The 26892-nt window shown below is 42.9% G+C and carries 27 protein-coding genes; 13 read left to right on the forward strand and 14 right to left on the reverse strand.

Annotated elements, in window-relative coordinates; translation table 11 throughout:
• Positions 1–18: 18 nt before the first annotated feature.
• The gene (locus tag SPHMEL_RS01205; RefSeq protein WP_042666896.1) at positions 19–222 is read left to right on the forward strand and encodes a hypothetical protein; all 204 of its coding nucleotides are present in this window, start codon (positions 19–21) and stop codon (positions 220–222) included.
• On the opposite strand, the gene SPHMEL_RS01210 is transcribed toward SPHMEL_RS01205, so the two are convergent.
• Positions 219–1319, reverse strand: coding sequence for an NAD(P)/FAD-dependent oxidoreductase (locus SPHMEL_RS01210; protein ID WP_232216702.1), 1101 nt, complete (start codon positions 1317–1319; stop codon positions 219–221). The genes SPHMEL_RS01205 and SPHMEL_RS01210 overlap by 4 nt on opposite strands.
• A gap of 44 nt (positions 1320–1363) precedes the next feature.
• The gene (gene speD, locus SPHMEL_RS01215; RefSeq protein ID WP_042666898.1) at positions 1364–1732 is read right to left on the reverse strand and encodes an adenosylmethionine decarboxylase; all 369 of its coding nucleotides are present in this window, start codon (positions 1730–1732) and stop codon (positions 1364–1366) included.
• Between the two features lie 481 nt (positions 1733–2213).
• On the opposite strand from speD, the gene SPHMEL_RS01220 reads away from it, so the two are divergent.
• On the forward strand, positions 2214–2441 hold the full coding sequence (locus tag SPHMEL_RS01220; protein WP_042666900.1) for a hypothetical protein: 228 nt from the start codon (positions 2214–2216) through the stop codon (positions 2439–2441).
• Here the strand turns inward: SPHMEL_RS01220 and SPHMEL_RS01225 are convergent.
• Genes SPHMEL_RS01225 through sufC form a run of 3 tightly spaced genes read right to left on the reverse strand, consistent with a single transcriptional unit; the run spans position 2428 to position 5588 of the window.
• Positions 2428–3441: a SufD family Fe-S cluster assembly protein gene (locus SPHMEL_RS01225; protein WP_042666901.1), complete on the reverse strand. Its 1014-nt coding sequence runs from the start codon at positions 3439–3441 to the stop codon at positions 2428–2430. The two genes, SPHMEL_RS01220 and SPHMEL_RS01225, sit on opposite strands and share 14 nt — an antisense overlap.
• A complete protein-coding gene (gene sufB / locus SPHMEL_RS01230; protein ID WP_012607677.1) occupies positions 3441–4847 on the reverse strand; it encodes a Fe-S cluster assembly protein SufB in 1407 nt (468 codons plus the stop codon). Before sufB ends, SPHMEL_RS01225 begins: the two co-directional genes overlap by 1 nt.
• A gap of 6 nt (positions 4848–4853) precedes the next feature.
• Positions 4854–5588 carry a Fe-S cluster assembly ATPase SufC gene (sufC, locus tag SPHMEL_RS01235; protein WP_042666903.1) on the reverse strand — a complete coding sequence of 245 codons (735 nt, stop codon included), beginning with the start codon at positions 5586–5588 and terminating at the stop codon, positions 4854–4856.
• A 164-nt stretch (positions 5589–5752) separates the two neighbouring features.
• On the opposite strand from sufC, the gene arcC reads away from it, so the two are divergent.
• From arcC to SPHMEL_RS01250, 3 genes are all read left to right on the forward strand, one after another.
• Positions 5753–6724 (forward strand): carbamate kinase, encoded by a 972-nt coding sequence (gene arcC / locus SPHMEL_RS01240; protein ID WP_042666906.1) that lies wholly within the window; start codon positions 5753–5755, stop codon positions 6722–6724.
• Between the two features lie 159 nt (positions 6725–6883).
• On the forward strand, positions 6884–7738 hold the full coding sequence (locus tag SPHMEL_RS01245; RefSeq protein WP_042666908.1) for a DMT family transporter: 855 nt from the start codon (positions 6884–6886) through the stop codon (positions 7736–7738).
• A gap of 96 nt (positions 7739–7834) precedes the next feature.
• Positions 7835–9229 carry an amidohydrolase family protein gene (locus tag SPHMEL_RS01250; RefSeq protein WP_042666909.1) on the forward strand — a complete coding sequence of 465 codons (1395 nt, stop codon included), beginning with the start codon at positions 7835–7837 and terminating at the stop codon, positions 9227–9229.
• 21 nt (positions 9230–9250) lie between these two features.
• Here the strand turns inward: SPHMEL_RS01250 and SPHMEL_RS01255 are convergent, their stop codons facing one another.
• The 3 genes from SPHMEL_RS01255 to SPHMEL_RS01265 are packed head-to-tail and all read right to left on the reverse strand — an operon-like array spanning position 9251 to position 11393.
• Positions 9251–9658 carry a Trm112 family protein gene (locus SPHMEL_RS01255; RefSeq protein ID WP_042666911.1) on the reverse strand — a complete coding sequence of 136 codons (408 nt, stop codon included), beginning with the start codon at positions 9656–9658 and terminating at the stop codon, positions 9251–9253.
• Positions 9658–11034 carry a phosphoglucosamine mutase gene (glmM, locus tag SPHMEL_RS01260; protein WP_042666912.1) on the reverse strand — a complete coding sequence of 459 codons (1377 nt, stop codon included), beginning with the start codon at positions 11032–11034 and terminating at the stop codon, positions 9658–9660. The genes SPHMEL_RS01255 and glmM overlap by 1 nt, the downstream gene beginning before the upstream one ends.
• Positions 11031–11393, reverse strand: a complete 363-nt coding sequence (locus SPHMEL_RS01265; RefSeq protein ID WP_042666913.1) for a hypothetical protein — start codon at positions 11391–11393, stop codon at positions 11031–11033. The genes glmM and SPHMEL_RS01265 overlap by 4 nt, the downstream gene beginning before the upstream one ends.
• A 97-nt stretch (positions 11394–11490) precedes the next feature.
• Here SPHMEL_RS01265 and SPHMEL_RS01270 point away from each other — a divergent pair, with 97 nt between their 5' ends.
• Positions 11491–11805: a hypothetical protein gene (locus SPHMEL_RS01270; protein ID WP_012607685.1), complete on the forward strand. Its 315-nt coding sequence runs from the start codon at positions 11491–11493 to the stop codon at positions 11803–11805.
• A gap of 36 nt (positions 11806–11841) precedes the next feature.
• Here SPHMEL_RS01270 and SPHMEL_RS01275 read toward each other — a convergent pair whose 3' ends face one another.
• Both SPHMEL_RS01275 and rnhB read right to left on the reverse strand, forming a co-directional pair.
• A complete protein-coding gene (locus SPHMEL_RS01275) occupies positions 11842–13002 on the reverse strand; it encodes an OBG GTPase family GTP-binding protein (protein ID WP_042666915.1) in 1161 nt (386 codons plus the stop codon).
• Positions 12968–13735 carry a ribonuclease HII gene (gene rnhB, locus SPHMEL_RS01280; RefSeq protein ID WP_042666916.1) on the reverse strand — a complete coding sequence of 256 codons (768 nt, stop codon included), beginning with the start codon at positions 13733–13735 and terminating at the stop codon, positions 12968–12970. Before rnhB ends, SPHMEL_RS01275 begins: the two co-directional genes overlap by 35 nt.
• A 364-nt stretch (positions 13736–14099) precedes the next feature.
• On the opposite strand from rnhB, the gene SPHMEL_RS01285 reads away from it, so the two are divergent.
• Complete coding sequence (locus SPHMEL_RS01285) at positions 14100–14498, forward strand: DUF2153 domain-containing protein (RefSeq protein WP_042666918.1); 399 nt, start codon at positions 14100–14102, stop codon at positions 14496–14498.
• Positions 14499–14503: 5 nt separating this feature from the next.
• Here the strand turns inward: SPHMEL_RS01285 and SPHMEL_RS01290 are convergent, their stop codons facing one another.
• Positions 14504–14983: a hypothetical protein gene (locus tag SPHMEL_RS01290; protein WP_042666920.1), complete on the reverse strand. Its 480-nt coding sequence runs from the start codon at positions 14981–14983 to the stop codon at positions 14504–14506.
• 100 nt (positions 14984–15083) lie between these two features.
• Positions 15084–15929 carry a hypothetical protein gene (locus SPHMEL_RS01295; RefSeq protein ID WP_042666921.1) on the reverse strand — a complete coding sequence of 282 codons (846 nt, stop codon included), beginning with the start codon at positions 15927–15929 and terminating at the stop codon, positions 15084–15086.
• Between the two features lie 920 nt (positions 15930–16849).
• Between SPHMEL_RS01295 and SPHMEL_RS01300 the strand changes: the two genes are divergently transcribed.
• The 4 genes from SPHMEL_RS01300 (at position 16850) to SPHMEL_RS01315 (ending at position 22452) form a co-directional block, all read left to right on the forward strand.
• Complete coding sequence (locus tag SPHMEL_RS01300; RefSeq protein ID WP_042666923.1) at positions 16850–18202, forward strand: RuvB-like helicase; 1353 nt, start codon at positions 16850–16852, stop codon at positions 18200–18202.
• 25 nt (positions 18203–18227) lie between these two features.
• Complete coding sequence (locus SPHMEL_RS01305; RefSeq protein ID WP_042666926.1) at positions 18228–19370, forward strand: aminotransferase class V-fold PLP-dependent enzyme; 1143 nt, start codon at positions 18228–18230, stop codon at positions 19368–19370.
• 2 nt (positions 19371–19372) lie between these two features.
• Positions 19373–20260, forward strand: coding sequence for an RIO1 family regulatory kinase/ATPase domain-containing protein (locus SPHMEL_RS01310; RefSeq protein ID WP_042666928.1), 888 nt, complete (start codon positions 19373–19375; stop codon positions 20258–20260).
• 224 nt (positions 20261–20484) lie between these two features.
• Positions 20485–22452: a DUF460 domain-containing protein gene (locus tag SPHMEL_RS01315; RefSeq protein WP_232216703.1), complete on the forward strand. Its 1968-nt coding sequence runs from the start codon at positions 20485–20487 to the stop codon at positions 22450–22452.
• A 1-nt stretch (position 22453) separates the two neighbouring features.
• Here the strand turns inward: SPHMEL_RS01315 and SPHMEL_RS01320 are convergent, their stop codons facing one another.
• Positions 22454–23719, reverse strand: a complete 1266-nt coding sequence (locus tag SPHMEL_RS01320) for a methionine adenosyltransferase (protein WP_051400974.1) — start codon at positions 23717–23719, stop codon at positions 22454–22456.
• A gap of 231 nt (positions 23720–23950) precedes the next feature.
• Complete coding sequence (rqcH, locus tag SPHMEL_RS01325) at positions 23951–25927, reverse strand: ribosome rescue protein RqcH (RefSeq protein WP_232216799.1); 1977 nt, start codon at positions 25925–25927, stop codon at positions 23951–23953.
• Positions 25928–25978: 51 nt separating this feature from the next.
• Here rqcH and SPHMEL_RS01330 point away from each other — a divergent pair, with 51 nt between their 5' ends.
• Both SPHMEL_RS01330 and SPHMEL_RS01335 read left to right on the forward strand, forming a co-directional pair.
• Positions 25979–26263 (forward strand): hypothetical protein, encoded by a 285-nt coding sequence (locus SPHMEL_RS01330; protein ID WP_012607697.1) that lies wholly within the window; start codon positions 25979–25981, stop codon positions 26261–26263.
• On the forward strand, positions 26260–26892 hold the full coding sequence (locus SPHMEL_RS01335; protein ID WP_042666933.1) for an RNA methyltransferase: 633 nt from the start codon (positions 26260–26262) through the stop codon (positions 26890–26892). Before SPHMEL_RS01330 ends, SPHMEL_RS01335 begins: the two co-directional genes overlap by 4 nt.

The following is a 26892-nucleotide window of genomic DNA, read 5'->3' on the forward strand; positions in this document are numbered from 1 at the left end:
TATTTTCCTCTTTACCGTTTGTCCCTAGAGGGAAAACTGAGGAGGCTTCCGAGGAGTTTAGAGGAGGCTGTTGAATACCTTATCAGCGATAATGAGTACTTGAGGCCCATATTCCCAAGGGACTTGCTGGAATACTATGCGGAGATTAAACTCAGGGAGGCCAGAAGAATTCGCAGCATCCCGGGTATTGTGGATTATATCACCTTGGAACACCTTGCCTAGGTTGGGAACACTTGTTTATGATTTCTATGTATCCAATGATCTCTTAGGGGACTAGCTAGGAAGTGGAATAAGCCCCCCAGTACTAGTGGTATTGTTTTAAATATAAGCGCATAATGTTTATCGTAGTCGCTTGGCGTGAAGAACCCCATCTTATTTAAACCCGTTATGAAGGGCACTGGTATCCCCATGGATATCTTTCTAAGTATGCTTAAAGCTTGATGCTCTAGAAGTAATTTATGGACAGCACTATGGTAAATTCTCCTATAACTACTGAGACTATTGTTATCTATGGCTTCGCCCAGGTGTTTTGATAGTTTAAAAATATAGTGGAGCCCGCCTCCCGTATATGGTTTAGTTAATGGGACACTATCCCCATGGAACACTACTCTACCAGCATAGACTGGATCCAGTAATGGCTTGTCTCTCGGTATTATCCCACCGAATTTCTCGTTCACTCCCCCTGGTTTTACCCCGTAGATAGTGGCTATACGGTTAAGTGCTTTCTCAATTATTTCTACGCGGGGTTCATCGAATCCTCCTCCTATTATAGCCGTGTCTTTATCCAATGGTATAATCCATGAGAAAAAGCCAGGTGTGAATTCTGAATAACTTATATATATAGTATCAACATCAACATTTTCAATCCTAGACAAGTACTGGATTCCAACAATAAATCCAGGATAGGGATTTATGAAAAAGCGTCTAAACCTCCCGCTAGCCCCCTCGGCTACAAGTATCATATTACACTGGTATTCAACACTTCCAATAGATATGGTATTGATTCCTACCGGTTTAGCTGTAGAAGCATAGAGTATTCTATGTCCCTTTCCCTCGACGAGTGAGGCAAGCTTCTCTTCTAGCAGTGGTCTGTTAATGTGGAATACGAATTTATCCCTATAGGATACCTCGTATACTCGGTTAAAAGCGTGGAATAGTATTGTATTATAGGATGCATCAGTAATATCGCCCACATAACTCCTCATTAACCTGAGTGTCTCAATCCCTATTAGCCCACTACAATGCTTAGGGATTCCGGGTTGCCTATGTTCCTCGAAAATAACTGCATCCCTGTTCCCAATAAAAACAAGAGGGCTCAACCCAGCTGGGCCAGCACCAATCACGCATATATCCGTTTCAATCATTAATTATCCTCGTAGTCCCTATTCACCACTCTTAATGTATGCCTTTTGGCTTTTAAAGCGTGAACAATATACTTGTATGCTTTAACCGAGTCGCCTTTATTGCCACAGGTATATACATCCACTGTGGCAAAAGCGAATTCGGGCCACGTATGAATACTTATATGGCTCTCCAACACTATGCCAACAACGCTTACGCCAGGGTTGATCTTCCACGCCTTTACATCAAGTAATGTGAAACCACCTATTTCAGCTGCCTTCTTAACTATTTCTACTAAATCCTTCTCATTCATTAAAATCCCTGGGTCGCACTCATAGAGTTCGCCGTAAACATGTTTCCCTATGACTTTCTTAATGGTAAGCGCTTCCATATCAACCCCCTCCCCTTCAATAACAAATCCCCCTCTCCCTATTTATAAATTTTACCCCCCTAGCAAGCCGAGCTAGTTAAAAATGAAGAGGTTAATTCAATAATGAATCAGCTTACCATTGCTAGATCACAGAATAGGTTCATTGAGGTTATGGGTGAAATCTGTATCACGTCGAGTAAGGTTGGTGAGGTAAAAAAGTGTGATTGAAATAAGAGTTTTAACAAGCAGGATATTACTTCTTTTGTTCAGGTTTTTGCTCCTGTTTCTTCTCTTCCTTCTTACCCTTCTTGGACATGCAGATCCCCTGTAGAGGGTTCAATTGAGTAGTATCAATAAGGATGCTTATAAATATTTAATATTGAAATTGTTTGTATTATTTACACTGTAAATAACGTCTCATAAATACATTAGATATCCATTGTCACAACTGAATGCAATTCTTAATAGGGTCGAATAAATTAGAAGAATAACAGTGGTTACAGTGGTTTTACAACTCGATCTCACCAAGGCTGGTGGATGCAGTGATAATCCATTGTCAAGGCTGATATCCATCATAAAGGAAAAGGAAAATGATGAGGTGGAGGTTACCACAACACCCGAGATAATACCCCAGGGTTTGGCTCAACTACTTGGCAATAGATATGGTTATAAAGTAACTGTTAAAACCGTTGAGAATAATAGAATAATATATGTTTTCAAGAAGAGCTGATATTGCTTAGAATAATTTCTCTCGCAGCTCTACTCAGTCCTCTTGTTAGGAAGCCGTGTACCAGTAACATGGCCGCCTCATCTGGTTTCAGTCCTCTTGTCTCGATATAGAATAATTTATCCATGGTTAACAAATAGTTTCTAGCGTAATGTCTGGCTTCCACTATATTATTGGAATGTATATCTAGAAATGGATGCATGAACGCTGTACTCTCAGCATCATTAATCAATGACTCAATGCCATACACTATTCTAGAGCCAGATGCCCTCCTGGAGGCCATGCCTCTGCCACGTAGAACAGCTATAGAGCCCCCTTCCAGCCTAGACCTTATATATGACTCCGCGCTTACACTAGGATTATCTATATATGAGTAATCCTCTACCTCTACACGTGATCCCTGTGTAGAGTTAACCAGTATAGTCTTCTCTATTGATGAGCCAGCACCCTGAATGGACTCCACCCTGGCTTGTAGTATAGAGCCAGTGTTGAATAATGCTACGAGGGCTAGCCTACTTGCATCCCCTTGCTCAACTATGATTTCGCTGAGATCCACCGCCCTCTTACCTGATTTATGAATCAAGAGTACCTCGTGATCAACTCCTTTAACCACAGTTACCTTTATACCCATGATTCTATGTACGGGATTCTCCGGTATTCTTAGAATCGTGAGACCTGAACCCTCTAAGATCAGCTCTATATACCCTACAGCTATAACGCCATCCCCAGAGTCCTCTACACCTACATCAAATACTCCACCAGTGCTTCGAACCCTGTAGAAGCCCTGGGACACTGTGATTACCGGGATTGATTTAAACCCTATGCTACCACTTGGTGAAAGCGAATCAATAAATGCATTGGGGCTCAAGGCTTTAATTAATATGTTAGCGACGGGGGCTTCTCTGTTTAATGCTCTCCGAACAAGTTCTTCAAGCGGGGATTTATCAATATATTTTTTAATGGTTGGTGAGTCCCCTGCCCCTCTTGCAACCGTCTTAGCCATTATCCAACCCCCCCGATCTCCTTGAATTCTAACTGTATAACCTTCGTCAACATCGATGCATACTCGAATGGTAGCTTTGGAAAAATATCCTTAACAAATCCGAGTACTATGAGTGAGACGGCTTCCTTCTCGCTTAGACCCCTAGAAGTCATGTAGAATAACTGATCCTCAGTTATCCTGAACGTAGTTGCTTCATGAGCGACTTCAGCATCCTTCTCCATAATGTGCTCTATCGGATATGTACTACTAGAGCTCTTATCGTCGAGTATGAGGCTGTCGCATTGCGTATAGCTCTTTACATTAAGGGCTCCCTTATTCACCTGTACTAGTCCTCTATATATATTTATTCCCCCGTTACTGCTAATACTCTTAGATATTATCCTGCTACTAGTATAGGGTGCGGCATGAATAATCTTCGACCCGGCGTCCTTAACCACATTACCATTACTTATACCTATCACGGTGCTCGTCGTCTTCGAGCCCCTTCCCTTCAATATCGTAGACGGATATGTCACGGTTATTTTACTGCCTATACTTCCCTCAACCCATTCTATAATGGCTCCATCCTCTGCAATACCTCTCTTATTATTGAAGTTCACTATGTTCCTGCTCCAGTTCTGAACCGTTACAAAGTTTATCCTGGATCCCTTATGAGCGTAGAGCTCAACCATACCATCATGGAAGCTATGCCTCTTCAGCCTTGGCGCGCTACAACCCTCAATGAACGTTATCTCGCTCCCCTCATCGCCAACTACAATTGTGTGCTCGAACTGCCCCTCTAGCTCGCTTCCAATGAAGAAAAATGCTTCAACCGGGTAGGGTACTTTAACGCCTCTCGGGACATAGACGAATACTCCGCCACTCCAGAGGGCATGATGCAGCGCGGCAAACTTGTGGTCTGTGTACGGGAATACCCTACCGAAGTATTTCTTAACGATGTCTGGGTATTTCTGGATCGCCTCCTCCATAGGAAGCATTATTACCCCGAGCTTCTTGAGTAAGTCCTTCATTGCAGTATATATGTTTTCACTATCGAGCGCGGTTAAAAGCCCAGCCAGGTACTTGGCGTATGTCTCAGGTAATCCAAGCCTCTCATATATTCTACGGATCTCGCTGGGTAGTTCATCGAAATTGCTTACTGTTGAAGCTGCTGGTTTAACATAGTATGAAGCTATCTCATCGAGGTCTATGCTCTCAATCCAAGGAAGCCATCTAGGCGAGGGGAATTTTTCAAATGCCTCCAGCGCCTTAAGTCTATAAAGCCTCATCCATTCTGGTTCTTTTTTCACTCTTGAGATCTCCTCTACAATACTTCTAGATAGTCTGCCCTTGATCTCTATCTCCTTTCTGTATTCAACAGGCTCGATCTCATGGTGTTCAAGACTCTTAGATAGCTCAATAGCCATACTACTTTACCTCAACCAGTTGTATCCCTCCCTAGCTATTTTATCAGCTATTTCTAACCCGCCCTCCGCAACTATCCTTCCATTCAGCATGACATAGATGATGCTGGGTTCAACGTAACTTAGTAGGGTAGGGTTATGTGTTACAAGTAGCACCCCGCCATTAGAGTATGCTACCTCCTTAATGTAGTCGGCAATTATTCGAACCCCGTCGACATCAAGACCGCTATCGGGCTCGTCGAGGATCAAGTACTTCGGCTTTAGAACCCTGGCTTGAAGTATCTCGCTTCTTTTTCTCTCGCCACCACTGAAACCAATGTTTAAATCCCTAGTGACGAGCTCCTCTTTCAACCCGATAAGCTTTGCCTCCCCGAGTATTCTATCGGGTAATCCTGGCACGTGCTCCAATAAGTCGTTTTTACCCAGCCTCTTATTTACTGCACTCCTTATTAATGATTCAAGCGATACACCTGGGAGCTCAATTGGGTTTTGAAACACGAGAAATAGGCCGGCTAGGGCTCTCTCGTGTGTAGGCTTAAATGTGTAATCTAAGCCATCTATTAATATACTCCCTTTAAGGATCCTATAGGATGGATGCCCCATTATCGCGTATGCTAGGGATGTTTTGCCACTACCATTAGGACCCATTAGGGCAGTGATGCTTCCTGTTTCCACCTTAATGCTTACATCGTTAATGACTATTTTATTGTTTACCTCGACCACTAGGTTCAATGCCTCGAGCATTTCCAATCCCTGTTATTATTTTTATGTTTCAAGGCCTTAAAAATTAGTGGGATACATCGATTTTAATAAATAAATTTTATAATGTTATTATCCCACTAACTGTCAAGATTTAAAACGCTTCCTACGAAACTAATATAATCATATCATTGGAGGGTAAGAGCCATATGAAGAAAGGACTGGATACAATAGTAATAGCGTTAGGAGGAAACGCATTCCAGACCAAAGGAGACAGAGGCGTGGCCGAGGACTATTGGAGAAATGCCTATACTGTCGCAGAACTTATAGCGAGACTCATCGAGGAAAACTATGGCGTCGTAGTGACGCATGGTAACGGCCCACAAGTAGGTATAATCGCGGAATGGATGAGTCTAGGGTTAAAGGAGAAGAACATACCACCGATGCCCCTTGATGTAGCCGGTGCCATGAGTCAGGGATGGCTTGGCTACATGCTACAGCAGGCTTTATATAATAAGCTAGCCGAGAAGAAGCTACTTGGTTCCAAGGTAAGGGGAGTATTAACCATTATCACACAGACGCTTGTAGATAGGAATGATCCAGCCTTCAATGATCCAACAAAGTACATAGGTCCATGGTATAGCAAGGAGGAAGCTGAAAAATTATCGAGAGAACTTGGCTGGGTATTTAAACCAGATCCACGCGGTGGGTATAGGAGGGTTGTGCCATCCCCAGATCCCATAGGCCAGATTGAGATAGATGCCATTAAGATGCTAGTTGAGCAGGGATTCATCGTGATAGCTGATGGAGGCGGGGGAATACCTGTATACAGAGATGAAAATGGCTTATTACATGGATTAGAGGGTGTGATAGATAAGGATCTCGGCGCGGAGAGAATGGCTTCGGCGTTGAAGGCGGATATATTATTAATATTGACAGATATCGAGAAGGCATTTCTAAACTATGGAACACCAAATGCTAAACCTCTTGACGTGGTAAAGGTTAGCGAGGCATTAAAATATTATAGGGAAGGACACTTCAAGCCAGGGAGCATGGGTCCAAAAATACTTGCCGGGATGAGATTCGTCCAAAACGGGGGTAAGATGGCTGTAATAGCTCATTTGAAGCAGGCTTATGAAGCGTTAAAAGGGAATGCTGGTACAAGAATAATACCTGACTAATCATGTCCATAGTTGGTTTTAAAGAACCTATATCCTTTTTCTCCTATCTCTCATTCTACCTACTTGACTAATACTTTAAATTAAATGTGCTTCATATAATTTATTATGTGAAAACACGATGTCTCTTAATCAACTTAGAGCAGACTTATAGGTGTCTCCATGAATAAGAGAGTTGCTGGCGTGGTATCGCTGGTGGTTGCGACTATACTTTGGGGTTCGTCCTTCTCATTCATTAAGTTATCGGTAACAGACGTATCTCCTCTAACTTACTCATCTCTCAGATCATTTATCGCAGTAATATTGTTGACACCGATTATATTATTGAAAATGTATAGGGGAGTACTATCCATTAACAGCCTATATAAGGGGTTCATCGTGGGCATAGCATATTTCCTTGGCTTATTCCTTCAAGCAGCTGGAACAGTATATACAACACCATCTCTCAGCGCCTTCATAACCGGGCTTAACTCTGTACATGTCCACCTATATATCGCACTCGTTGAAAGGAACTATGGTTTAATAGATGGTATAGCCCTTCTTTTAGCACTCTCCGGCCTATATGTGTTAACCTCTCCGAGCGGTGGGTTAACCATAGGTGTGCTCCTTATTTTCATGGGGTCTATTGCCTGGGCAGCCCAGATAATCCTGGTTTCCCGCTATGGATCCTCTAGTATAATAGAGATATTGTACGGCATGTTCTTACCGGGTGCGCTCACCTATCCCTTTGCATTAATTCTCGGGGGAGCTGTGGGCATTGAGGCTTTGATTTATATAACTTATCTCGCCGTAGCCTGCTCGGTTCTGGCAACTTTTTTCCAGGTATGGGGTCAGAGATATGTTTCCCCTCTAACAGCTGCACTAATATTCCTGCTTGAACCAGTTTTTGCCCTAATCTTCTCGCTGGCGATGGGGTTGGAGGGAATTGAACCATATAAAGTAATCGGGGGAGGATTAATAGTAATAGCCACCTACCTCTCATCTATGGCCGAGTTATCCTCTAACTGGTCGAAATAAAGAGTGGGATACCTAAGTATAGCTATTCCGATGTTTCGACTTAAATTTATTTACTTAGCTAAGGTAATATTAAGTCAAAGAAGTGGAGGGTATTCCTTGAGGGAAAAAGTTGACGTACTGGTGTCAAATGTCCTGGTTGTAACAATGAATGATGAGCGACGTATCATAGACCATGGATACATTGCTATTAGAGATGATCGAATAGTTGATATTGGAGCAGGAGATGGGACCGATAAGTATATCAGTGAGGAAACAATAAATGGTCGTGGCATGATAGCCATACCTGGGTTAATGTGTGCACACACCCACTTCTACGGACTCCTTTTGACGGGGAGTCCCTGGTTCTCTAGGATAGAACCTCCCACGGATTTCCAGCAGAACCTCCAGAGAATATGGTGGGCCCTAGATGTCGAGTTAACGTATGAAGACGCATATGCTTCAGCCCTCATGGGTTCAATATTGTTCGCTAAGTCGGGTGTAACTAATTTCTTCGATAACATTAGTAGTCCAAACGCGATCAACGGGGTCTTAGACTATATTGAGAAAGGGGTTAGTGAAGTCGGGATAAGAGGGATAATATCCTATGAAGCAACGCAGAGGAGAAGTATAGAGGAAGGGATCAGGGGGTTAAAGGAGAATGAGAGATTCATCATGAAAAATAATAGTGATCCCAACAAGCTGGTGAAAGGAGCTATTTATCTTCATTCAAGCTTCACCGTCACCGATGAATTATTTAGAATGGCCCGTGAAATGGCGGATAATCATAGAGCCTTAATAGCGATACACACAGCCGAGGGATTAGTAGATGTCTACCATAATATAGAGAGGTACGGAGTAAGGCCAGTTGAGAGAATGAAGAAGCTCGGATTCCTCAGAGACGACGTCCACCTGGTGCACTCTGTTAACATCACGGAGGATGAGCTCTACATTATAAGGGAGACAGGGGCGCATGTGGCTCACAACCCCTTAAGCAATATGTTGAACGCTGTTGGAGTAGCCAGGGTACCTGAAATGCTTAGGCTGGGGATAAATGTTGGAATAGGTAATGATGGCTATGTCTTTGATCAATTCGAGAACATGAGGGCAGCATACCTCATCCATAAACTATGGAACAGGGATCCTAGGATACTCACACCTCTCCAGGTATTCGAGATGTCAACCATAAACGTAGCGAAAATGTTTCACGTAGAGGATGAATTAGGGAGTATAGAGAAGGGGAAGAAAGCCGATATAGTATTATTAAGACCTGAAACGCCTTCAACACCGGTTAACTCACAGACTGTTCTAGGGCATATGATTAATGCTTTCGGCAGTAAAGACGTTGACACCGTGATAGTTAATGGTAGAATAATATTGAGGAACCACAGGCTAACCAGGGTTGATGAGGAAAAAGCAGTGGAATACGTTCACAGGGTTGTAGAGCGTTTATGGGATCGACTAATGGAGAGAGGTAAATATCAATTAGACTATGTATGCCCTAGACAGAAATGAGTTTTTAACCAAAAGACCTTTTTACTTATTTGCTTCTTCCCTATTCGTTTCTAAGTTTACTGGTTTACCATGTTTCAATATGTGTTCAGGTATCTTGTCCATGTGGAGCTTTAGGAATTCTTTATCGCTTGAAAGATTTCTCCTATTGTCTGTCAGCATGTAGACTATCCCGTTTTTAACAGGATACCATCTTCCACAGCTGGTGCAATATAGTACTGCTGTCTTAATACCTATCCTGAGGCACTCCTGGCAAGGATAAACCTTGTTCCTATCTATTTTCTCCTTGAGGTATCCACAGTAATCCTTGCACACTGGTACCTCAATATTTTCTGTGTTTATCTCTTGGGTTTCGGATTCTATTACTGTAATCTCTAATGGGTGATGTTTACAGTGCACGCATACTAGGACATCTAGCCCCCAATATCTCATCACTTACCTACCACCTCCCTTATTATCGAATCAATCAATGATGATATCTCATTCAATCGTTCAATATCCTTAGCCTCGATCATTACTCGGAGCAAGGGTTCCGTACCGCTTGGCCGCACTAGAAACCAGTAATCGGATGAGATGACTTTTACACCATCGATCGTTATTAACCGTTTATCCTTAAACGCTTCTTTAACTAGTTCAACCACTCTTAAAGCCTTCTCACGATCCATCTTATACTTCTTTTTCAAGGTATAATACTTTGGTAGCTTATCGAATAATTGTGATGCTGATGCATTGTACCTGGCCATCATCTCGAGAAATAATGCAGTGGTCATTCCTCCATCACGTACATATTGGTGGGGTGGATACATGAATCCACCGTTCTCCTCGAATCCACATAAGGCATCACCATTCCTTCTCATGGTGTGAGCTATATCGACACTACCCACTTTAAGCCAGGCAACCTCTATGTTGAGGGGTCTCAAAACCTCCTCCACCATTATGCTGGATGATACAGCAGTATAGACCTTCCCACTTAATCCCTTCTCCTCTTTCAGATATTTAGCTAGAAGCGTTGCTGTTCGATCCCCCCAGTTGACAACGCCTTTTTCATCTATTATTATAGCTCTATCGGCATCAGCGTCATGTGCGATACCTAATACGACTCCTAACTCCCTTGTTACCTTCGCTGTTTCAGCCAGGTTTTCAACTGTTGGCTCAGGGTTTCTCCCAGGGAATAAGGGATCTAGTGTTCCATTAATTACAACTGGTTTTGCACCTAGTTCCTTAACTATTAGCGGCGTTGTTAATGCGCCAACACTATTAGCTGGATCTATGAGTACCCTATAGTTCTTGGCTCTAATAAGGTCCTTATCTATATGGCTTAACACAGCTTTCACGTATTCCTCATTAACCATCTTATGTTTCTCTACACTATACGGTAGACTACTCCAGTTAACCCTCCTGAAATTGCTTTCCCAATATATCTCTTCTATCTTTCTTTCCTCATCCCTATCGATCTCGATTCCGTAGGGGCCGATCACCTTTATCCCGTTATATTCGGGAGGGTTATGGCTGGCTGTAATCATAACTCCTCCATCAAAGCCATTAGATTTGACAACGTATTGAAGGGCTGGTGTGGGGGTGAATCCAGCATCATATACCTTTACACCTGTTGACATTAGTGCTGCTGAAACAATGCCCTTAATTATCTCGCCCCCAGCCCTTGAATCCATCCCAATAAGTACCCTGGAGCCTTTATCAAAATAGGAGCCTATTGCTAGCCCGAGTCTCAGTATAAATTCCGGGTTTAAGTCTTCGTTTACAACCCCTCTGACTCCATCGGTTCCGAAAAGTCTCCGGGGATCGCTCATTCATTTAACCCCTCCATATATTCCTCTACGAGAGATAATAACTCGGCACTACCCTCTCTTAACTCAAAGATAGTTATAAGATTTCTCGACTCAGCCCATTTCTTAACTAGGAGGGCACACTCGTTTAAACGGCTTAACGCCTCATCCACGGCTTCCTCCACGTCCTCTCCGCTTGATGACATTTCATCGAAAACCTCTCTCAATTCATTCGTAAAACCTATAGATGTATAGATTTTGCCGGTGTCTAGTTTTATCTCAATGTATACTGGAAGCTCTTCGTCAAAGACGCGAATTATGTTATCGTAAACAACTGGTGTGAAGCCATACCTCTTAAGAAACTCGGCAAGATCGCTTATCATTTTAAACCCCTATAGTTAAACTAGCCCTACTATAAACTGTATTCCTTGAAAATATAAAAACCTGGTTTCTGCATCTACTCCATGAGGAGCCCTGGCAATGATAGTTTTATCCGTTGAGAAGCCATGTAAGCCGGTGGTCGAATTCGTGGAAGATGCAATTGCAAGAGGTGATAAAATAATAGTAACTGATAGGGAGAGCATTAAACTCCTCCGTGAAACAGGTGTTTTAAAGAGGTGGAGGGGTATTGAACTAATAGTGATGAATAAACGATGCCCCGAGGAGGATTCTCTAAGGCTGATAACCCTATATACCCCAGTGGAGGCGTTTATATGTGATCAGAGGGGTACTCTCAATGCGTTATCGACGCTACTTACCAGGCTCAACATACCTCTTAGGGAATGCGATGGCTAATGAGTGATGTTCTTCAGCTCTCGAATTAAGGATTAGTTAGCCGCGGATATGTATTTCCACGATATCCCCGTCCTCAACGATGTGTTCAAGACCTACTTTTTCACCAGGGTATTTGACAGATTTACCCCATATCTTTGCGTAGAGAAAGTTCTTCACGAAGTCCCTATGTATGCTTTCAGCGACATCGCGTATAGTAGCGCCTTTTCGAAGTACCAGCGGCTTCTCGGATGGAGGTGTATTAGGCGACTTAGTGTATACCCGGATTAGTTCAAGCTGGTTGAATAATGCTTCACCTATTTTGTCGAGGCCTAGCCCGGTCATAGCGGAACCGTATAATATAGGTAGATTACATGAACTCGTGAAAGCCTTTATAACGGTATCGATGTCTTTCGCCAGGTCGGCTTTATTAATATATACTATAGCGGGCTTATAGGCTGTATTCTCGAATAATGCCTGCTCCACATCATCTAATGTGACTTCTCCATATATCTTTACATGTGCATTATATATCCTGTACTCCTCGAGTAGCTTGCGTACATCATCAAGTGTTGCATTGAGTAATCTCCCCATCAACGTAAACCTTAACCCATGTTTTCCACTCCTGGATACCTCGATAACTACTCTACCGGCTGGCTTTGAAAGTATTATACCGTACTCCCTAAGTATTTCCTTAACCTCGTTGAATTCAGCCCCGGGATCCATTGTTGCATCCAGAATTATTAGAAGGCCATCAGCGTTTCTAGCGAGGCCGATAACCCTATTCGTGAAAACACTGTCCCTGCTTAATGGAGGGGTGTCAATTAATTGTATGTATATATCCCTATATTTAAGCATACCTGGTACCGGATACGTAGTGGAGTAAGGGTAGTCAGCAATAATGGTTCTAGCCCCGGTTAACCTATTAACCAGCATGCTTTTACCAGTGTTAGGGGGACCCACAACAACTACTTGGACATCCCCCTCCTTCTCGATGAAGAAGGAGACGCCTCTACCGGTCTTTCTTTTCTTTTTCTCCTCAATCTCTTCCCTGAGTTCAGCCAGTCTTCTAGTCGCCCAAAGTCTTAGTTTCTCTGTGCCCTTATGCTTGGGTACACTGGATAAGAAGTCCTCTAGTGCCTTCATCTTTTCCTCTGGTGTTTTAGCCTCCATTACCTTTAGCCATTTAGCCTTTGCTTCCGCTGGTAGGTTGGTTACCATAGGTTACTCCCCTTCTAATATAGTCTAGTAAGGATCCCTCCTTTTTACCATGCTTCACTTGTTTACTAACGTACCAGCTGGGGGCTAGATCCTTCACTATGCCCCAACTTTTCCTGATGTATACAGGGGGTTCACCATCATCTCTATACATATTAGCAAGCCATCTCCTAGAGACTGGATCGCTAGGGTATCCGGAGCCCGTTTCACCCGCTATTACTTGTAGTGCCTTAATATTACTGTCCCTGAGTATTTTCGCTACTACGCTTGCAGCAGAAACAGCCGGGTATTTCGCATCTGCCCTGGATTCAATGAATATTTCTACATTACCCCTGTACAGTCCTCTAGCACACTCCCCTATTTTATCATTGTAGCCCTTCACTTCATCAATATATATCCTTACCCCGGTACCCTGGCGTTGTCTTAGGATATGGCTGTAGGATAGATACTTGAGGATACTACATATCACGGTGTATTCAAGCATATTCATGTTACTTCTGTCTATGTGGATAGGGCTTACATAGGTTGCAACAATATCTATGTCCAGTGAGAGCATGTTATTTAATATCATAAGTCTCTTCAAGGGTTCGAGGAGCTTGCTATCCCTTAATCCTATAGAAACCAGCGATTCAAACGCGCTACTTAAACCAATTACACCAGCTATCACCATGTCCCCTATAAATGGTCCTCTTCCGGCTTCATCAACACCTATTTCTATAGTCTCAGGCTTACCCACTACTCCTTCCCATTATCTGCTGTATCCTCTTTAAGAGATTTTAATTATTCCCCATCCTCTTAATATTTAATTAATTTTTCAGATTAAGTGGCTCCCAGTAGAATTGCACCGATTTCATAATTCATCATCACAGGGATCACGGGACAGAAACATTGGCTTGTAGCTTTCTGTACCAGTTTAGGTCTTTCTATGCCTTTAATGGCTATGAGATAAGCACTTAATCTCCGCCCTAAAGGACGGGATTTTCGATTGTAAAAGTATTAATGAGTAATTAAACCTGTTTTTGCATTATCTGCTTGATTATAATGGAATAGTAAAATATAAAGTAGTATTAATACCTTGAAAATGTTAAGGGTGAATTGGAATGGATGGGTTTTTCAGCAACTTAGAGTCATGGGTGAAAAGGCAGAACATGGTAAAAGAGATGTTTGAGAAGGCTGAGCAGAATTATAAGGAGCTTGATAGACTGGCGTTGATCACTCTTTCCAGGCTAGCTTTCCAACACATGGGGAAGACTATTGAGGCATTCGACCAGTGGTTAAAAGATCCCATGATAACCAGCCATATGCCTAGGGAGATGCTGATTGAACTATGGTCTAAGCTAAGGATTATACTCTACGAGTTAATAGAGCTAGATATCGAGCACACCAGCAAGTTCAGTGAGCATCTAAGAAAACTAGCGGAGGAAAACGCGCTGAATCCATTATTTGCATTCGAGAAAGAGGAAAAAGAAACTAGGAGAGGCGTTTCTCCAACCATATAATTGTGTTACAGTCTTCTCTTGGTTTTTACATCTACCTCGACATCGAGGGGTTGTATCTTAGGCTTTAAATCACTGAATAACTTCTTAATGGTTTCAGCGTCACCGCCCACTATATTTAAATGCGCCTCCAGGAACTCCTTGCCTGCACTAGATATGATCAGCTTCTTATTCGCCCCTACTTCCACGAAACCCAGATACTTTAACATCGTCAACTCGTTCAAGACGTCTCTACTGGTTGGTGACTGAGTTAAAAGGGTAAAGGAGTAGCCTAGATCATATCCATTCTGCTTCATTAAGTATAGGAGGCTCATTAAGGCTTTCTCACTTATTCCATTACTTAGCGATATTATATAGAGTAGTTTAACCGCCCTAGGATCCTTCTCAAGATCGCTTGGCGTCACCACATGTTTTGTTACTATTTTTATCTCCTTACCTTTCTCAGCACTAGTTGATTGTTGACCAGTATCCTTCTTCTCCTTTGGCATGCCTCAAACCACCATAAACGATTATCGCCTCAAATATGTTTTAACTAGTTAAAAAGCAATATAAAGCTGATTTGTTTCCAAAGGACCATTAACTGAGTAGTCAGGTTATTTGTTTCTCAGGACTGGCTCTGAACAAGCTTTTCTCAACCTCTTCAATACTATAGCCATTCATTAGCATAACGACGGCCTTATACCTGAATAATTCAGCTATTTTATCAGTGCTATAATGTGACTGAATAGTGCTTAATAGGCTTGCCACGGCGCTGACATCCATGGGTTTAATATAGGATGCCACAAGCGTGTCAACGGCCTTAAGGGATTTAACTACCTGGTCTATGTATCCTACACTCGAGGACTCCCTAATAATGTATATGTGGAGCACTGCCGAAAAAGCGATTATTACCTCTAGGAATAATATGTCAAGCCTTAACTCGTTGAGGTAGAGGGATAACATAATGTTTAAAACTATATTAGCTACAACACTTAACAAGCCTAGTGTCGAATTGAAATAGAAGATGGACATGCCCAAGATGGAGAAGCCTAGGGATATAATATCCGGGATAACTGGGTCTATCAAAATGAATAAGGCAAATGAAATCGTGGTCATTAATAATGGGAGTGAAAGCTGTATCTTCTCCCTGACATAGGATTTTCTAGTGATATTAATGAACTCAGCCAGCTTTTCCTCGATTTTATCCAGGAAAACATATATTTCTAATTCATCAACCCCTTTATCTAACCCGGATTCAAGCTCTTTCACTAGTGATATGAAGCCGGCATACGTGTTAAAAAGATCTCTTGCAACTATCTGCGGGGTCCTAGTGGAGTTAAGTGCTTTAATCATCTCCTCAATCCTTGAAATACGGTATTCAGGCACCTTAAGATCTCTGAGTCTATTTACAAGAATACTTATCTCCTTTGAAACTGTTTCAAAGACCGGGTTCACTCTGGCTCACTTAGACGTGTTTACTATTTGGGATCAAAATATAGTAGGGGATTAAATAGCTTAATCCACCGGTCAGGATATAAGTCAACTACGAATGAAGGTCCAGCTTCTTAATATGGCTAGTCGGCATTATTATCATAAAGAAAGTATGATAGATACTGCTTTTTCACCTTGTAAACACGGTTTTCGTAGCTAGCCCAATGTAATATATTAGTCCAATAATCAACATTAAAGAACATGTAGTATATATGTGAGGCAAGCAAGGCAAACAAAGGATTGTATAAAGGGTTTACCATTAATGGATAAATGGTTTTATATCGCTATATAATGGAGCGTCCAGTAAGACGTGTAGTGATGCTCCAAGAGAACCAGTAGCAATAAAGGAGCCCGCGCATCTTGAGTACTTTATGAATAGGTTTATGCATGCGATTGCGTTCTTCAATAAAAGAATTCGATGGCAAACCTATATGAAAGCAGGAACAGCATACCGAGGCATACTAGTTCAGCTCTGATTTTATTTTTTATCGTGGAATATAATAACCGTACCTTGGATCATTATTCTATAAGTGATGATGAGGAAGAAAAACGAGGCCTTAGGGGCTGGGGTCTATGAAGACTTCAGCGGCGCTGAGCCACCGCTACCCTAGCTCATCTAAGATAATCATATCCTAGTTCTACTTGGTTATCTGACCTCCTCATCCTGAAGGCTTTCAGTTGTAAAGTAGTGTAACGGGCTCTCGTATCCACCGTAGCCGGTGGTATCGAGGAGTCAATCCATTGATAGTATATGTAGAGAAGAGATGATACCAAGGAAGCTGGTTAAAAATCCCTCTTACATAATTATTTATACTATGATAATCCATACTGCCCCGTAGAGGTTTAACCAGATTAAGTTAGATGATCAGCCAAGGTGGTATGGGATGAGTGGAATACGTGTTGAAGCACCTGTTCGTAGGAGGATAAGTGCGCACAGCCATATCACCGGGTTAGGTTTGGATGAAAAAGGTAGGGCTAAAATAATCGGTGATGGTTTAGTAGGGCAGACGGAGGCTAGGGAGGCTGCCGGCATAGTTGTCAAGATGATTAGGGAGGGGAGAATAGCTGGAAGAGGGATACTGTTGGTGGGACCACCCGGCACAGGTAAGACAGCCATAGCTGTGGCAATAGCCAGGGAGCTCGGTGAGGAAACACCATTTGTCATAATGAGTGGTAGCGAGATATATAGTACGGAAAAGAAAAAGACCGAAGTACTCATGGAGGCCTTAAGGAAGTCGCTTGGAATAAAGCTCAGGGAGGTTAGAAAAGTCTATGAAGGCGTTGTAAAGGAGTTGAAGATACGTAGAGCGAGACACCCCATGGTGCCCTATCTAACAGTCCCAGTAGAGGCAAGGGTGGTTCTAGCCACGAAGGATGAAGAGTTGACTTTGACAGTGCCTGAGGAAGTAACCCAGCAGCTCCTCGAGATGGGTATACGTAAAGGCGACGTGATATGGATTGATGCTGAAACAGGTAGGGTCCACAGGGTTGGACGCACCAGGGAGGTGGAGGGTGCTAGAACATATGATGTTGAGACTAAGAGGATCGTTGAAATACCCAAGGGGCCTGTGAGGAAGGAAAAGGAAATAGTAAACGTGTTAACCCTGTATGATCTTGACATGATATACGCTGCACAGAGAAGCGTGATCAGCTTCTTCGGGTTAACCTTTGAAAGAGAGATACCTTCAGAAGTAAGGCGTCAAGTAGATGAAACAGTGAAGAAGTGGATCGATGAGAAAAAAGCTGAATTACTCCCCGGTGTACTCTTCATAGATGACGCACATATGCTAGATATAGAATCATTCAGCTTCCTGACAAGAGCTATGGAGAGCGAGTTCGCCCCGATACTTATCCTGGCAACCAATAGAGGCATTGCAAGGATACGGGGTACGGACATAGAGTCGCCTCATGGCATACCATTGGACTTACTGGATAGATTACTAATAATACCTACACGGCCTTACACACCTGATGAGATCAGGGAGATCATCAAGATACGTGCCAGCGAGGAAGAGATAGCTTTATCTAATGAGGCTCTAGAGAAACTTGTCGAAATAGGTGGTAAGACAAGTCTAAGATACGCTGTGCAACTACTTGAGCCAGCTAGAATAATTGCGGAGGAAAGGGGATCAAGCAGGATAGAGGTCGAAGATGTGGAGAGAGCTAGAAAGCTCTTTATAGATGTATCCATAAGTACCGAGTATCTAAAACAATATGAGAGACTCTTCATGAAGTAAATGAACTGGGGATGATGAGTAATAAATGTATATTGGTGATATTAATAAGGCTAGAGAATGGTTGGAGAAAGCTTTTTCTAAGACCCCCAACCACTTGGATGGATCGATACTTGGTTCAATGACGACTATGCCGCATGAATTAGGTGTTGAGGCTTTTCTCAGATTTATTCATATAAATGGTAATGATCACATGGTCTTCCCTATTGTTAAAGAAGCTGAAGAGATCATTGTTAAAGGAATCGGAGGGTTATTTGATGTTGAGCACGGTATGTATACCTCGGGTGGCACAGAATCAAATATCATGGCGCTATATGTTGGTAGAAGAGTGAACAAGGGCAAGGAGAATACAGTGGTTGTGCCGTCAAGCATCCATAGATCCATAGATAAGGCATGCCTTTTAATGGGTTGTAAACTGGTAAAGATACCAGTTGATCCATTGAAACCGGTTGACCCAGCAATCTTGGAGGAGTATATCAGATTATATAAGCCTTTCGCGGTAGTCGTAACAGCTGGCACTACGGAGGCAGGTGTCATTGACCCGGTTAAAGAAGCCGGGGAGTTAGCTGAAAAATATGGTGTCTACCTACACGTCGACGCTGCTTATGGTGGCCTCCTAATACCATTCCTATATAGGAGGGGGTATATTACCGTGGATTTACGGATGTTCCCAGGAGTATCAAGCCTAAGCGTCGACATGCATAAGAATGGATGTGCGCCGATACCCTCAGGCCTTCTCTTCTTCTCCAATCGTGGTTTCCTTGAGCAGGCCTGCTTTGATATGGAGTATATGCCGCTTGGTAAATCATGCGGGCTCCTTGGCACGAGGCCTGGTGGAGCTGTTGTTGCTTCAGCAGCCGTCTTCATGGCAATGGGTATCAAGGGTTATGAGGAGAACGCAGTTAAAATGATGGAGAACTCTTATTACCTGTATAATGGCTTGAAAAATATCCCTGAGCTAGTAGTATTCAAGCCGATCCTACCCATAAATGTGTTTAGGTCCCTGAGATACAGCTATATTGAGCTGTTCAAGGTTTTAGCTGAGAAAGGGGTATACGTGTACAAGTCGCCATCTCTACATGCTTTACGAGTGGTCGTAATGCCGCATGTGAGCCGGCAACACCTTGATAAGTTTATTAATATACTTAAATTAATCCATGGAAGTGGTTAATCTTGCTCCCCGGTGAAATATATAAGTCGCTCACAGACAAGGACTTCAAGGTTCTCGCGGCCATCGAAAAAGGGATTTCGAGGGGAATGGAATATGTTGCCCTAGAGACCATAGAGAGGATCAGTGGCCTGCATGAAGGGGAGGTAATCCTAGTACTTGGCAAGCTCCATGAGCTTGGGTTAGTTAGGAGGAAGACTATAGCAGGCTATAAGGCGTATAGGTTGACATATATAGGCTATGATATGCTGGCTTTCAGGACCCTGGTCAACAAGAACATACTTGAGGCACTAGGAAATAAAATAGGGGTTGGCAAGGAGAGTGAAATATACATAGGGCTTGCACCAGGCGGTTTAAAGGTAGTGGTCAAGGTACTTAGGATCGGGAGAACCAGCTTTCAACGCACAAGGCTACTAAGATCTTGGAGTAGCAACAAGGTTTCAACCACATGGTATGAGGAGTCGAAGCTGGCTGCTGAGAGAGAGTTCAAAGCATTGAAAACCCTGTCCTCGATAAATGCACTTGTACCGGTTCCCCTGGGCTATAATAGACATGTAATTGTCACAGAGTACATTGAAGGCGTAGAGCTTTATAAACGCCCTGAGCTTAGGAAACCAGAACAGGTTCTCGAGTATATCATTGATACTATTAGTAAAGCATATAGGGAAGCCGGTATTGTACACGGGGATTTAAGCGAGTATAATATAATCGTAACGGTAAGCGATGAGAAACCCTATGTAATAGACTGGCCTCAATACATCTACAGGGAGGAACCCAACGCGTTACAGTTGTTGAGGAGGGATGTTGAATACGTGGTGAAGTTCTTCAATAAGGTATATGGGTTGAACATTGATCATATGACGATCTATAATAGAATAGTGTCAGCTGGTTAAGTGAGGAGATCTACGGGAGCTTTTGGCTGTTGTTTTGGTTTTTATATGGGCTTGTATTGGTTGGTGTTGTTTGCTGTTGTGAAGAGTTTATTATAATAAGGTGAGGGCTGAGGACACCTCCAAAAGAAACCCGGGATACAGGGTCTCAGAATACCCCTCAACACCCCTAAGCCAGATGAAGGGACAACACAGCCAACATAAACTTAATATCAGACCTGAGTCCCGTGGGATCGGGTATAAATAGATGTTTTAAGCTAAGTAACTACCTAGGTGATACCATAGTCATCACAGTAATCGGCGTGGATATACAACCTGGTTCATCACCGAATAGTAGAAGGCAACCCCTCTATTCAGCCGTGGTGCTAAGGAATGGAGAGATCATTGCATCCTTCGAGGACGTCGAGTTATATAGATTGCTTAGACTAGTATTGGAGTATCATGTTGATATTATAGCTGTTGACAACATATATGAATTAGCCCCCTCTGAGAATGAGTTGAGAAGGATATTTGAGTTGCTCCCTGGAAACGTTAAAGTGGTCCAGGTGACAGGACCGCCAAATGATGCAAGAGATGTAAATAGTGTGGCAAGGGAGCTAGGGATAGATACGGTGATTGAGACACCGTTGAAGACAGCCTATATAAATGCATTGGCAGCCTATAGGGGTATAGGTTATGAGGTCAGGTTATTTGCTGAGAAAACTAGGATAGTTGTTACGAAGGGGAGAAGTGTAACACAGGGTGGTATGAGCCGGGATAGATTCCTGAGGTGTATAAGGGCCAGTATCGCTCAAGCAACAAAGGAGATAAAGAGTATCCTGAATGAGAACAAGCTCGACTATGATATGGTGATAAAGAGAAGCAAGGGAGGCCTTGAGAAAAGCGTGTTCATAGTTTATGCTCCAAGGGAAAGCCTATACGGTTTAATAAAGCCTTTAAAGTACAAGAATGTTAAGATAATTATTAAGCCGTATGCGAGCAGGAAGTCGATAGAGCCAGTAAGCGATCAAGCCAGGAAACCTGTGATAGTTGGCGTGGATCCAGGGATGAGTATAGGTGTCTCAGTTCTTACGCTAGATGGAGAACCAGTACTCATAACCAGTATGAAGAGCCCTGATAGGGATGAAATAGTCAACTTGATAAGCAGGATTGGCAAACCTGTAGTGGTTGCGACGGATGTTTCAAAACCGCCTGAAACAGTTGTGAAGCTTGCATCAATGCTTAACGCGGTGCTTTACGTTCCCGAGCAAGATATAACTATCGATGAGAAAAACAGGATAGCTAGGGAATACTCGGAGAAATACGTGGTCAACATACCTGACTCACATACTAGGGATGCCTTGGCAGCTGCTGTAAAGGCGTATAATAATTATAAAGCCACTATTGAAGAAGTGAAATCGAAGCTCGCTAACATGAAAAAAGTAGATAGGTACCAGCTTATAGCCGAGATAATCAGGGGTAAACCCTTCTCAGAGGTTCTCGAGGAACACTTTAAAAGAAGTATTCCCAAGATCCCCCCAGTAGTAGAGGAGAAAATGAAACCAACCACTACACCTGTATGCGAGAAGCTAAGTGAGAAAGTGAACACGTTGGAGGCACTAGTCCGGAAACTACTCGATGAAATAGAGAGAAAAGACCTGTATATAAAAGATCTAGAATTAGAGTTGAAACTCACGCGCTCTAGGAAGCCAGGGATAGAGGATTACGAGAGAAAGATAAATGCTTTACAAAACGAATTGGAAGCCTTAAGGAGGAAAATAGAGGACAAGGACAATGTTATTAGGGAACTATATGAAAAGCTGTTGCAACTGGAGGAACATGTAGTTAAGCTGGGTCGCGGAGACCTGGTAATGATACCAAAAGTGAGTACCGTGCGGAGAGAGGGGGGACTAGTTAATCGCGGTGTTTACATGGAGAGGGTATTAGAGATATCAAGCGAGTTGAAGAACATCTTAACCAGTGGAAGGGGCTTCATTGTTTCACCCGCGGTGGCAGTCGATCCGTTAAAGGAGAGGATCCCGGTGGTGAAACCGGAGATCATATATGACTTAGGTGACTACGTTATAGTTGAAAAAGAGGTCATTGAGAAGGCTAACGAGCTCTGGCGTAAAATAGATGAGTTAATCGAGTTGGAGAGACATGAGAGAATATTGAGAATGATAGAAGAGTATCAGAGGTCTAGGAAAAACAGCTAGCTTAGTACAGTGTTACTTGATCGTTTAGAACCATCTCGGTGACCCTCTTTATATTAGTGAGTTCTTCATCTGCTATACCACGGATCTCGCTCATGATGTGTGAGGGGATATCGTTCATCGATAGATCACTTGGAATCAATTTCACGCTTGCGACAAGCGGTTGATCTATCGGCTTACCGATCTGGCTCAATAGCTCCACGTATACATCAGAGAATATGCCGTTGTATACTTCATAGACTCTCTCAGCTATCCTTCTAGCAACCACATTGTATATCTTGCCCACGTGGTTTACAGGGTTCTTCCCAGCAGTCGCCTCAAGGCTTATAGGCCTCATAGGGGGGATTAATCCATTGGCACGATTGCCCCGTCCGGTTGCGCCATCGTCTCCATGCTCGGCAGAGGTGCCTGTGACTGTTAGGTAGAAGCTATTCTTCTCCGGTATATCAGCCGTGTTTACATGTATTTTAATATTATAATCTGGAGCTATTCTACCAGCCAGGTCTGAGACAACGTTTACTATGTCTTCTTTAACCTTCAGATATTCATATTTATCTCTTACCTCGCTGTCGACTATTGCAGCCGCTATTGTTAACACTATATCCTTATTCCTTCTCAGACCCATTACTTTCACGTCTTCGCCTACAGCTGGTACCCTGGATTTAAACTCTGGACTGTTCAATAATCGCTCACTCTGTAGTACTAGTTTTTCCAGTGTGGAAAGCGGGGCGTAGCCTACACCGATACTTGTATCGTTTGCAAGGGGTACGGACGATCTCCCTGCATCAAATACTGTTACGAGGTCTGTACTACCCTTTCTAACCATATAGTCCACTATTACGTGTCTCTCCGGATCCAGGTATCTCATGTTCCTCTTAATCCAGTCTTTAACGGCATCTATAATTATTTTACCGAAGGGTACTTTAACTATGCCATCCTCAACTCTTACCTCTGTAGTAGCCCTGCCTGCAACTACTATGTATATAGGCTCCAAGAGTGTGCCGCCGCCGAATCTGGGGTTCGACTGTCCTCCGACAAGTAGTGTTTTATCGAGGTTGTGATGCAATATTGTGCCAAACTCTTTTAAATAGTACTTTGAAAGAGCTCTTGAAGCAGCCTCGCTTGCCGAGTCAGCTATATAGTCCGGGTGTCCTACTCCTTTTCTCTCGACTAGTTCAACCTTCATCCTGCTTACACTAGTCATTCTTAAAAGTTCTATTTCTATATTTCTGCTTCCTCCCACAATTATCCCCCTTACTGGCTTTAACATGTACCTAGGATTAAAGAAGGTCTAATATAGAATATAAGTTTAACTATAATAGGTTACAATTCCCAGGAGCATCAGCTAGGGTTCGGTCCTCATTAGAGGGGTGGAGTTTACGACCTCCTCCCCGCCCTAAAGGATGAGGGTTTCAGTTATAAATTATTTCCCTAGGTATTATGCTTGTTGAAGACCAGCATTGGTGAAAATAGTGTTCTAGGGGAGGGATTTCCAATTTTGTTAAGGGGTGGAGACTAGCATTATATCTGAGGGTCCAGGTATCTTTGACTCGATCTCACTTAGAGGGATCTTATACTTAACACCTCTCTGTCTTAGAATAATCCCCTCCAGGTATCCAGCAATTTCTTTGGATATATCCTGCGGCTTTTTATCACCTGGGATGATAACCACGTATGCTATAGCCTGGCTTCTAACTAATTCTTGGGGGCCTACCACTATCTTTAAATACTCGCCGTAGATATCATCAACGTATTCCCTGATCCCTATTCCAAGTCTTAACGGTACTTGGAGATAGTTTTTCGAGCCGTAAACCATGAACGCCCCTCTAGGTAGGTACTCACCTGGTGGGGGAGTCTTCGAGACCTGTCGACCTGGTACCCAGTAGACCTCTATGTAGCTGAAACCGGCCTTCCACGCTTTCGAATAGCATGCTGCTAGATAGGAAGCATCGACCACGTCTTCCAGACTGTGTGCACCCCCACTTTTTAAGACCACGGCTGAGCCTCCATGTATGTCTGCATGTATGAATACATCGTTTTCACCGAGATACTTACGTACCACCAACTCGTTTTGAGATTGATCCCTGCCGCCGATGGCTAGAAAACCATTTCTGGTGAACAACCAGTGGAATCTCTCATACCAAAATGTGGGGGAGGGTTTTCTAATAGTCTTCTCCTCGGTATTCATACTTATAGATATAGTGTTTAATTGTTGATGCATTTCCTCGAGTACTTTCTTGGCTGATTCAGTCTTCCTTACTAGTTCGCCATGTTTTCTCTCCAGCTCTATTACCTGTCTGCTCAGGTCTTCGCGTATCGATAGCTCGAGCGTTTTCTCACCGAGCTTGACCACGATCATTCCTTTATCCTTACATATCTCGATGACACCATTGCATTCCTCGGCTATGTGTTCCCAGCCTTTCTTCTCCCTGGTTTCACGAGCACATTCAAGTATCTCCTCGGCTACATGGTAGTTACTGTATATGGTTTGAAGAATGGACTCTATGTTCTCTATCTCATTATTATACTCGGCTATTATCTCCTCTTGCCGCTTGATCCTCGCTTCGATCTCCCTGAGTTTTTCCGTTACTTCCTCCATTCTCGTCTGGTAATCCAGGTATGCTTCGTATTCAGTGAAGTAGACATCTATAGCTGTGTTGATGTCGTCAAGAGGCTTCACGGTTTTGTCGTATACCTCGCTGAATAGTCTTGGTTCATAAGAGGTGTATATTTCAAGCTTGTTTTCATCGCCATACACCAGGTATCCCTTACCATTTAATACCTCTTCCACTATTCTTCTGTATTCATCCACAAGCTTCTCGAGATCCTGGTAGGGTATTTCCGAGACACCTTTGTTTTTAACTCCGTATAGCCCAGCGCGATGTATCGCTTCTTCAGCTATATGGCCTGGAATACCCCATGCTGAGATAATGGTTCTAACTAGGTCCCTTCCGCCCTTAACTACATTTAATAGAGCATCCTTGTCTGATGGAGACAGGTTCTTCAATGGGGGTGGACTATATACTTCAGAGGGCTTTATACTTCTATCCCTGTACTTCATGAACCTTGATGCATATACTATTTTATCGCTTTGATCCGTTATGATCCATTGTCCCCTTGGGAGTAATTCCACATAGTGTCTCAGGATTTTATCATGAATGCTTGTCTCAAACAATATTATTCGCTCCCACCATGGCTGTTTAATAGACGTGATCCTGGAGTCCCTTATCCTGCTTCGAAGAAACCTGGTAAAGCCATCAATATCCTTTTCCTCGGGATGGCTTTGTGAGAGATGCATCCTTACCCCGGGCTCTATTTTAACGATGTATACTCCCTCGCGACATCTTAGCTTGAGGATCCAGTATGATTTATAATGGTATGCGTTATCTATAAGGCAGCCCGTGACCACGCTACTATACTTGTTTACCCATGAATAGATATCCAATATATCCATGGCCTTCTTAAGCAATCTCTTCACCATTTATTTAAAATTAGTTTTAACGAGATTATTATCATGTGGTGCAGGCGAATGAACACTGAAGACAGTATATGGCTTATTAGGCTTGCCTCAGGGGTAGTATATGGCGTCATCACGTTTATTCTGCTGTATTTCATGGGTCCCCTGCAAACCAGTGTTGTAACCTGGACTCTTTCACCTATAGTGTACTATACAACCATAATCTTCGTTGCGGTAAGGTATAGGCCTACTAAAAGGATGCACTTGTATCTCAGGGGACTGCTTTCTTTTTACACAGCATGGTTATCAACCGTCTTCATATTATACGATTTGATCCCGGTGAAGTCATCACCATGATTCCCAGTGGATGTAGTAAGCCAGTTGTTGTAATAGAGCACTTGGAAGATGGATTGAGTCCATGGATACTCCTCGAATACAGGCATCTCTCTGGTTTCTACGGCTCGAACTGTGTGGTATTCGCAAATATCCCTGGGAAATACCATAGAATATTGGGCAGGTATGGGATACCGGTTAAGGAGAGCATTATTGAGATCGTTAACAGCGGTATCATCAAGCCCGGCGAGGTGATAATACTTGATCCAGCCAGTCCCAGGGAGCTAACCTATGAAATCCTATCTAGAACCAAGTACGTGGTAGTTGGAGGTATACTAGGAGATCACCCACCTAAGAAGAGGACCCGGGAGCTTATAAGTAGCAGACTTAAATCAATTGAATCCTATAACATAGGGGATGGGCAATACAGTATAGATGGGGCAGTCTACTACATATACTACATGCACTCAAATAAGGGAATGAACGGCTATAAATACGTGGATGGAGTATCAATCAGGGATGGTGATAGAATAATTCATTTACCATTCAGATACCCGCTGGTAGAGGAGAAGCCGTTTATATCGAGTGATCTAATCTATTATATCCTTAATAGAAGAATACCCGATCACGTCTGGGAAGAGATAAAGGGTTGA

This window comes from Desulfurococcus amylolyticus Z-533, from assembly GCF_000513855.1.
Classification (GTDB): domain Archaea; phylum Thermoproteota; class Thermoprotei_A; order Sulfolobales; family Desulfurococcaceae; genus Desulfurococcus; species Desulfurococcus amylolyticus.

Coding starts and splice junctions, on each gene's coding strand:
- SPHMEL_RS01275 (WP_042666915.1), bottom strand. CDS start 13,002: ATGGTAACCAACCTACCAGCGGAAGCAAAGGCTAAATGGCTAAAGGTA.
- sufB (WP_012607677.1), bottom strand. CDS start 4,847: ATGGCTATTGAGCTATCTAAGAGTCTTGAACACCATGAGATCGAGCCT.
- SPHMEL_RS01305 (WP_042666926.1), top strand. CDS start 18,228: ATGTATATTGGTGATATTAATAAGGCTAGAGAATGGTTGGAGAAAGCT.
- SPHMEL_RS01255 (WP_042666911.1), bottom strand. CDS start 9,658: ATGAGATATTGGGGGCTAGATGTCCTAGTATGCGTGCACTGTAAACAT.
- sufC (WP_042666903.1), bottom strand. CDS start 5,588: ATGCTCGAGGCATTGAACCTAGTGGTCGAGGTAAACAATAAAATAGTC.
- SPHMEL_RS01270 (WP_012607685.1), top strand. CDS start 11,491: ATGATAGTTTTATCCGTTGAGAAGCCATGTAAGCCGGTGGTCGAATTC.
- SPHMEL_RS01330 (WP_012607697.1), top strand. CDS start 25,979: ATGAACACTGAAGACAGTATATGGCTTATTAGGCTTGCCTCAGGGGTA.
- SPHMEL_RS01320 (WP_051400974.1), bottom strand. CDS start 23,719: ATGTTAAAGCCAGTAAGGGGGATAATTGTGGGAGGAAGCAGAAATATA.
- arcC (WP_042666906.1), top strand. CDS start 5,753: ATGAAGAAAGGACTGGATACAATAGTAATAGCGTTAGGAGGAAACGCA.
- SPHMEL_RS01300 (WP_042666923.1), top strand. CDS start 16,850: ATGAGTGGAATACGTGTTGAAGCACCTGTTCGTAGGAGGATAAGTGCG.
- SPHMEL_RS01265 (WP_042666913.1), bottom strand. CDS start 11,393: ATGATAAGCGATCTTGCCGAGTTTCTTAAGAGGTATGGCTTCACACCA.
- SPHMEL_RS01285 (WP_042666918.1), top strand. CDS start 14,100: ATGGATGGGTTTTTCAGCAACTTAGAGTCATGGGTGAAAAGGCAGAAC.
- SPHMEL_RS01245 (WP_042666908.1), top strand. CDS start 6,884: ATGAATAAGAGAGTTGCTGGCGTGGTATCGCTGGTGGTTGCGACTATA.
- speD (WP_042666898.1), bottom strand. CDS start 1,732: ATGGAAGCGCTTACCATTAAGAAAGTCATAGGGAAACATGTTTACGGC.
- SPHMEL_RS01335 (WP_042666933.1), top strand. CDS start 26,260: ATGATTCCCAGTGGATGTAGTAAGCCAGTTGTTGTAATAGAGCACTTG.
- SPHMEL_RS01290 (WP_042666920.1), bottom strand. CDS start 14,983: ATGCCAAAGGAGAAGAAGGATACTGGTCAACAATCAACTAGTGCTGAG.
- glmM (WP_042666912.1), bottom strand. CDS start 11,034: ATGAGCGATCCCCGGAGACTTTTCGGAACCGATGGAGTCAGAGGGGTT.
- SPHMEL_RS01225 (WP_042666901.1), bottom strand. CDS start 3,441: ATGGCTAAGACGGTTGCAAGAGGGGCAGGGGACTCACCAACCATTAAA.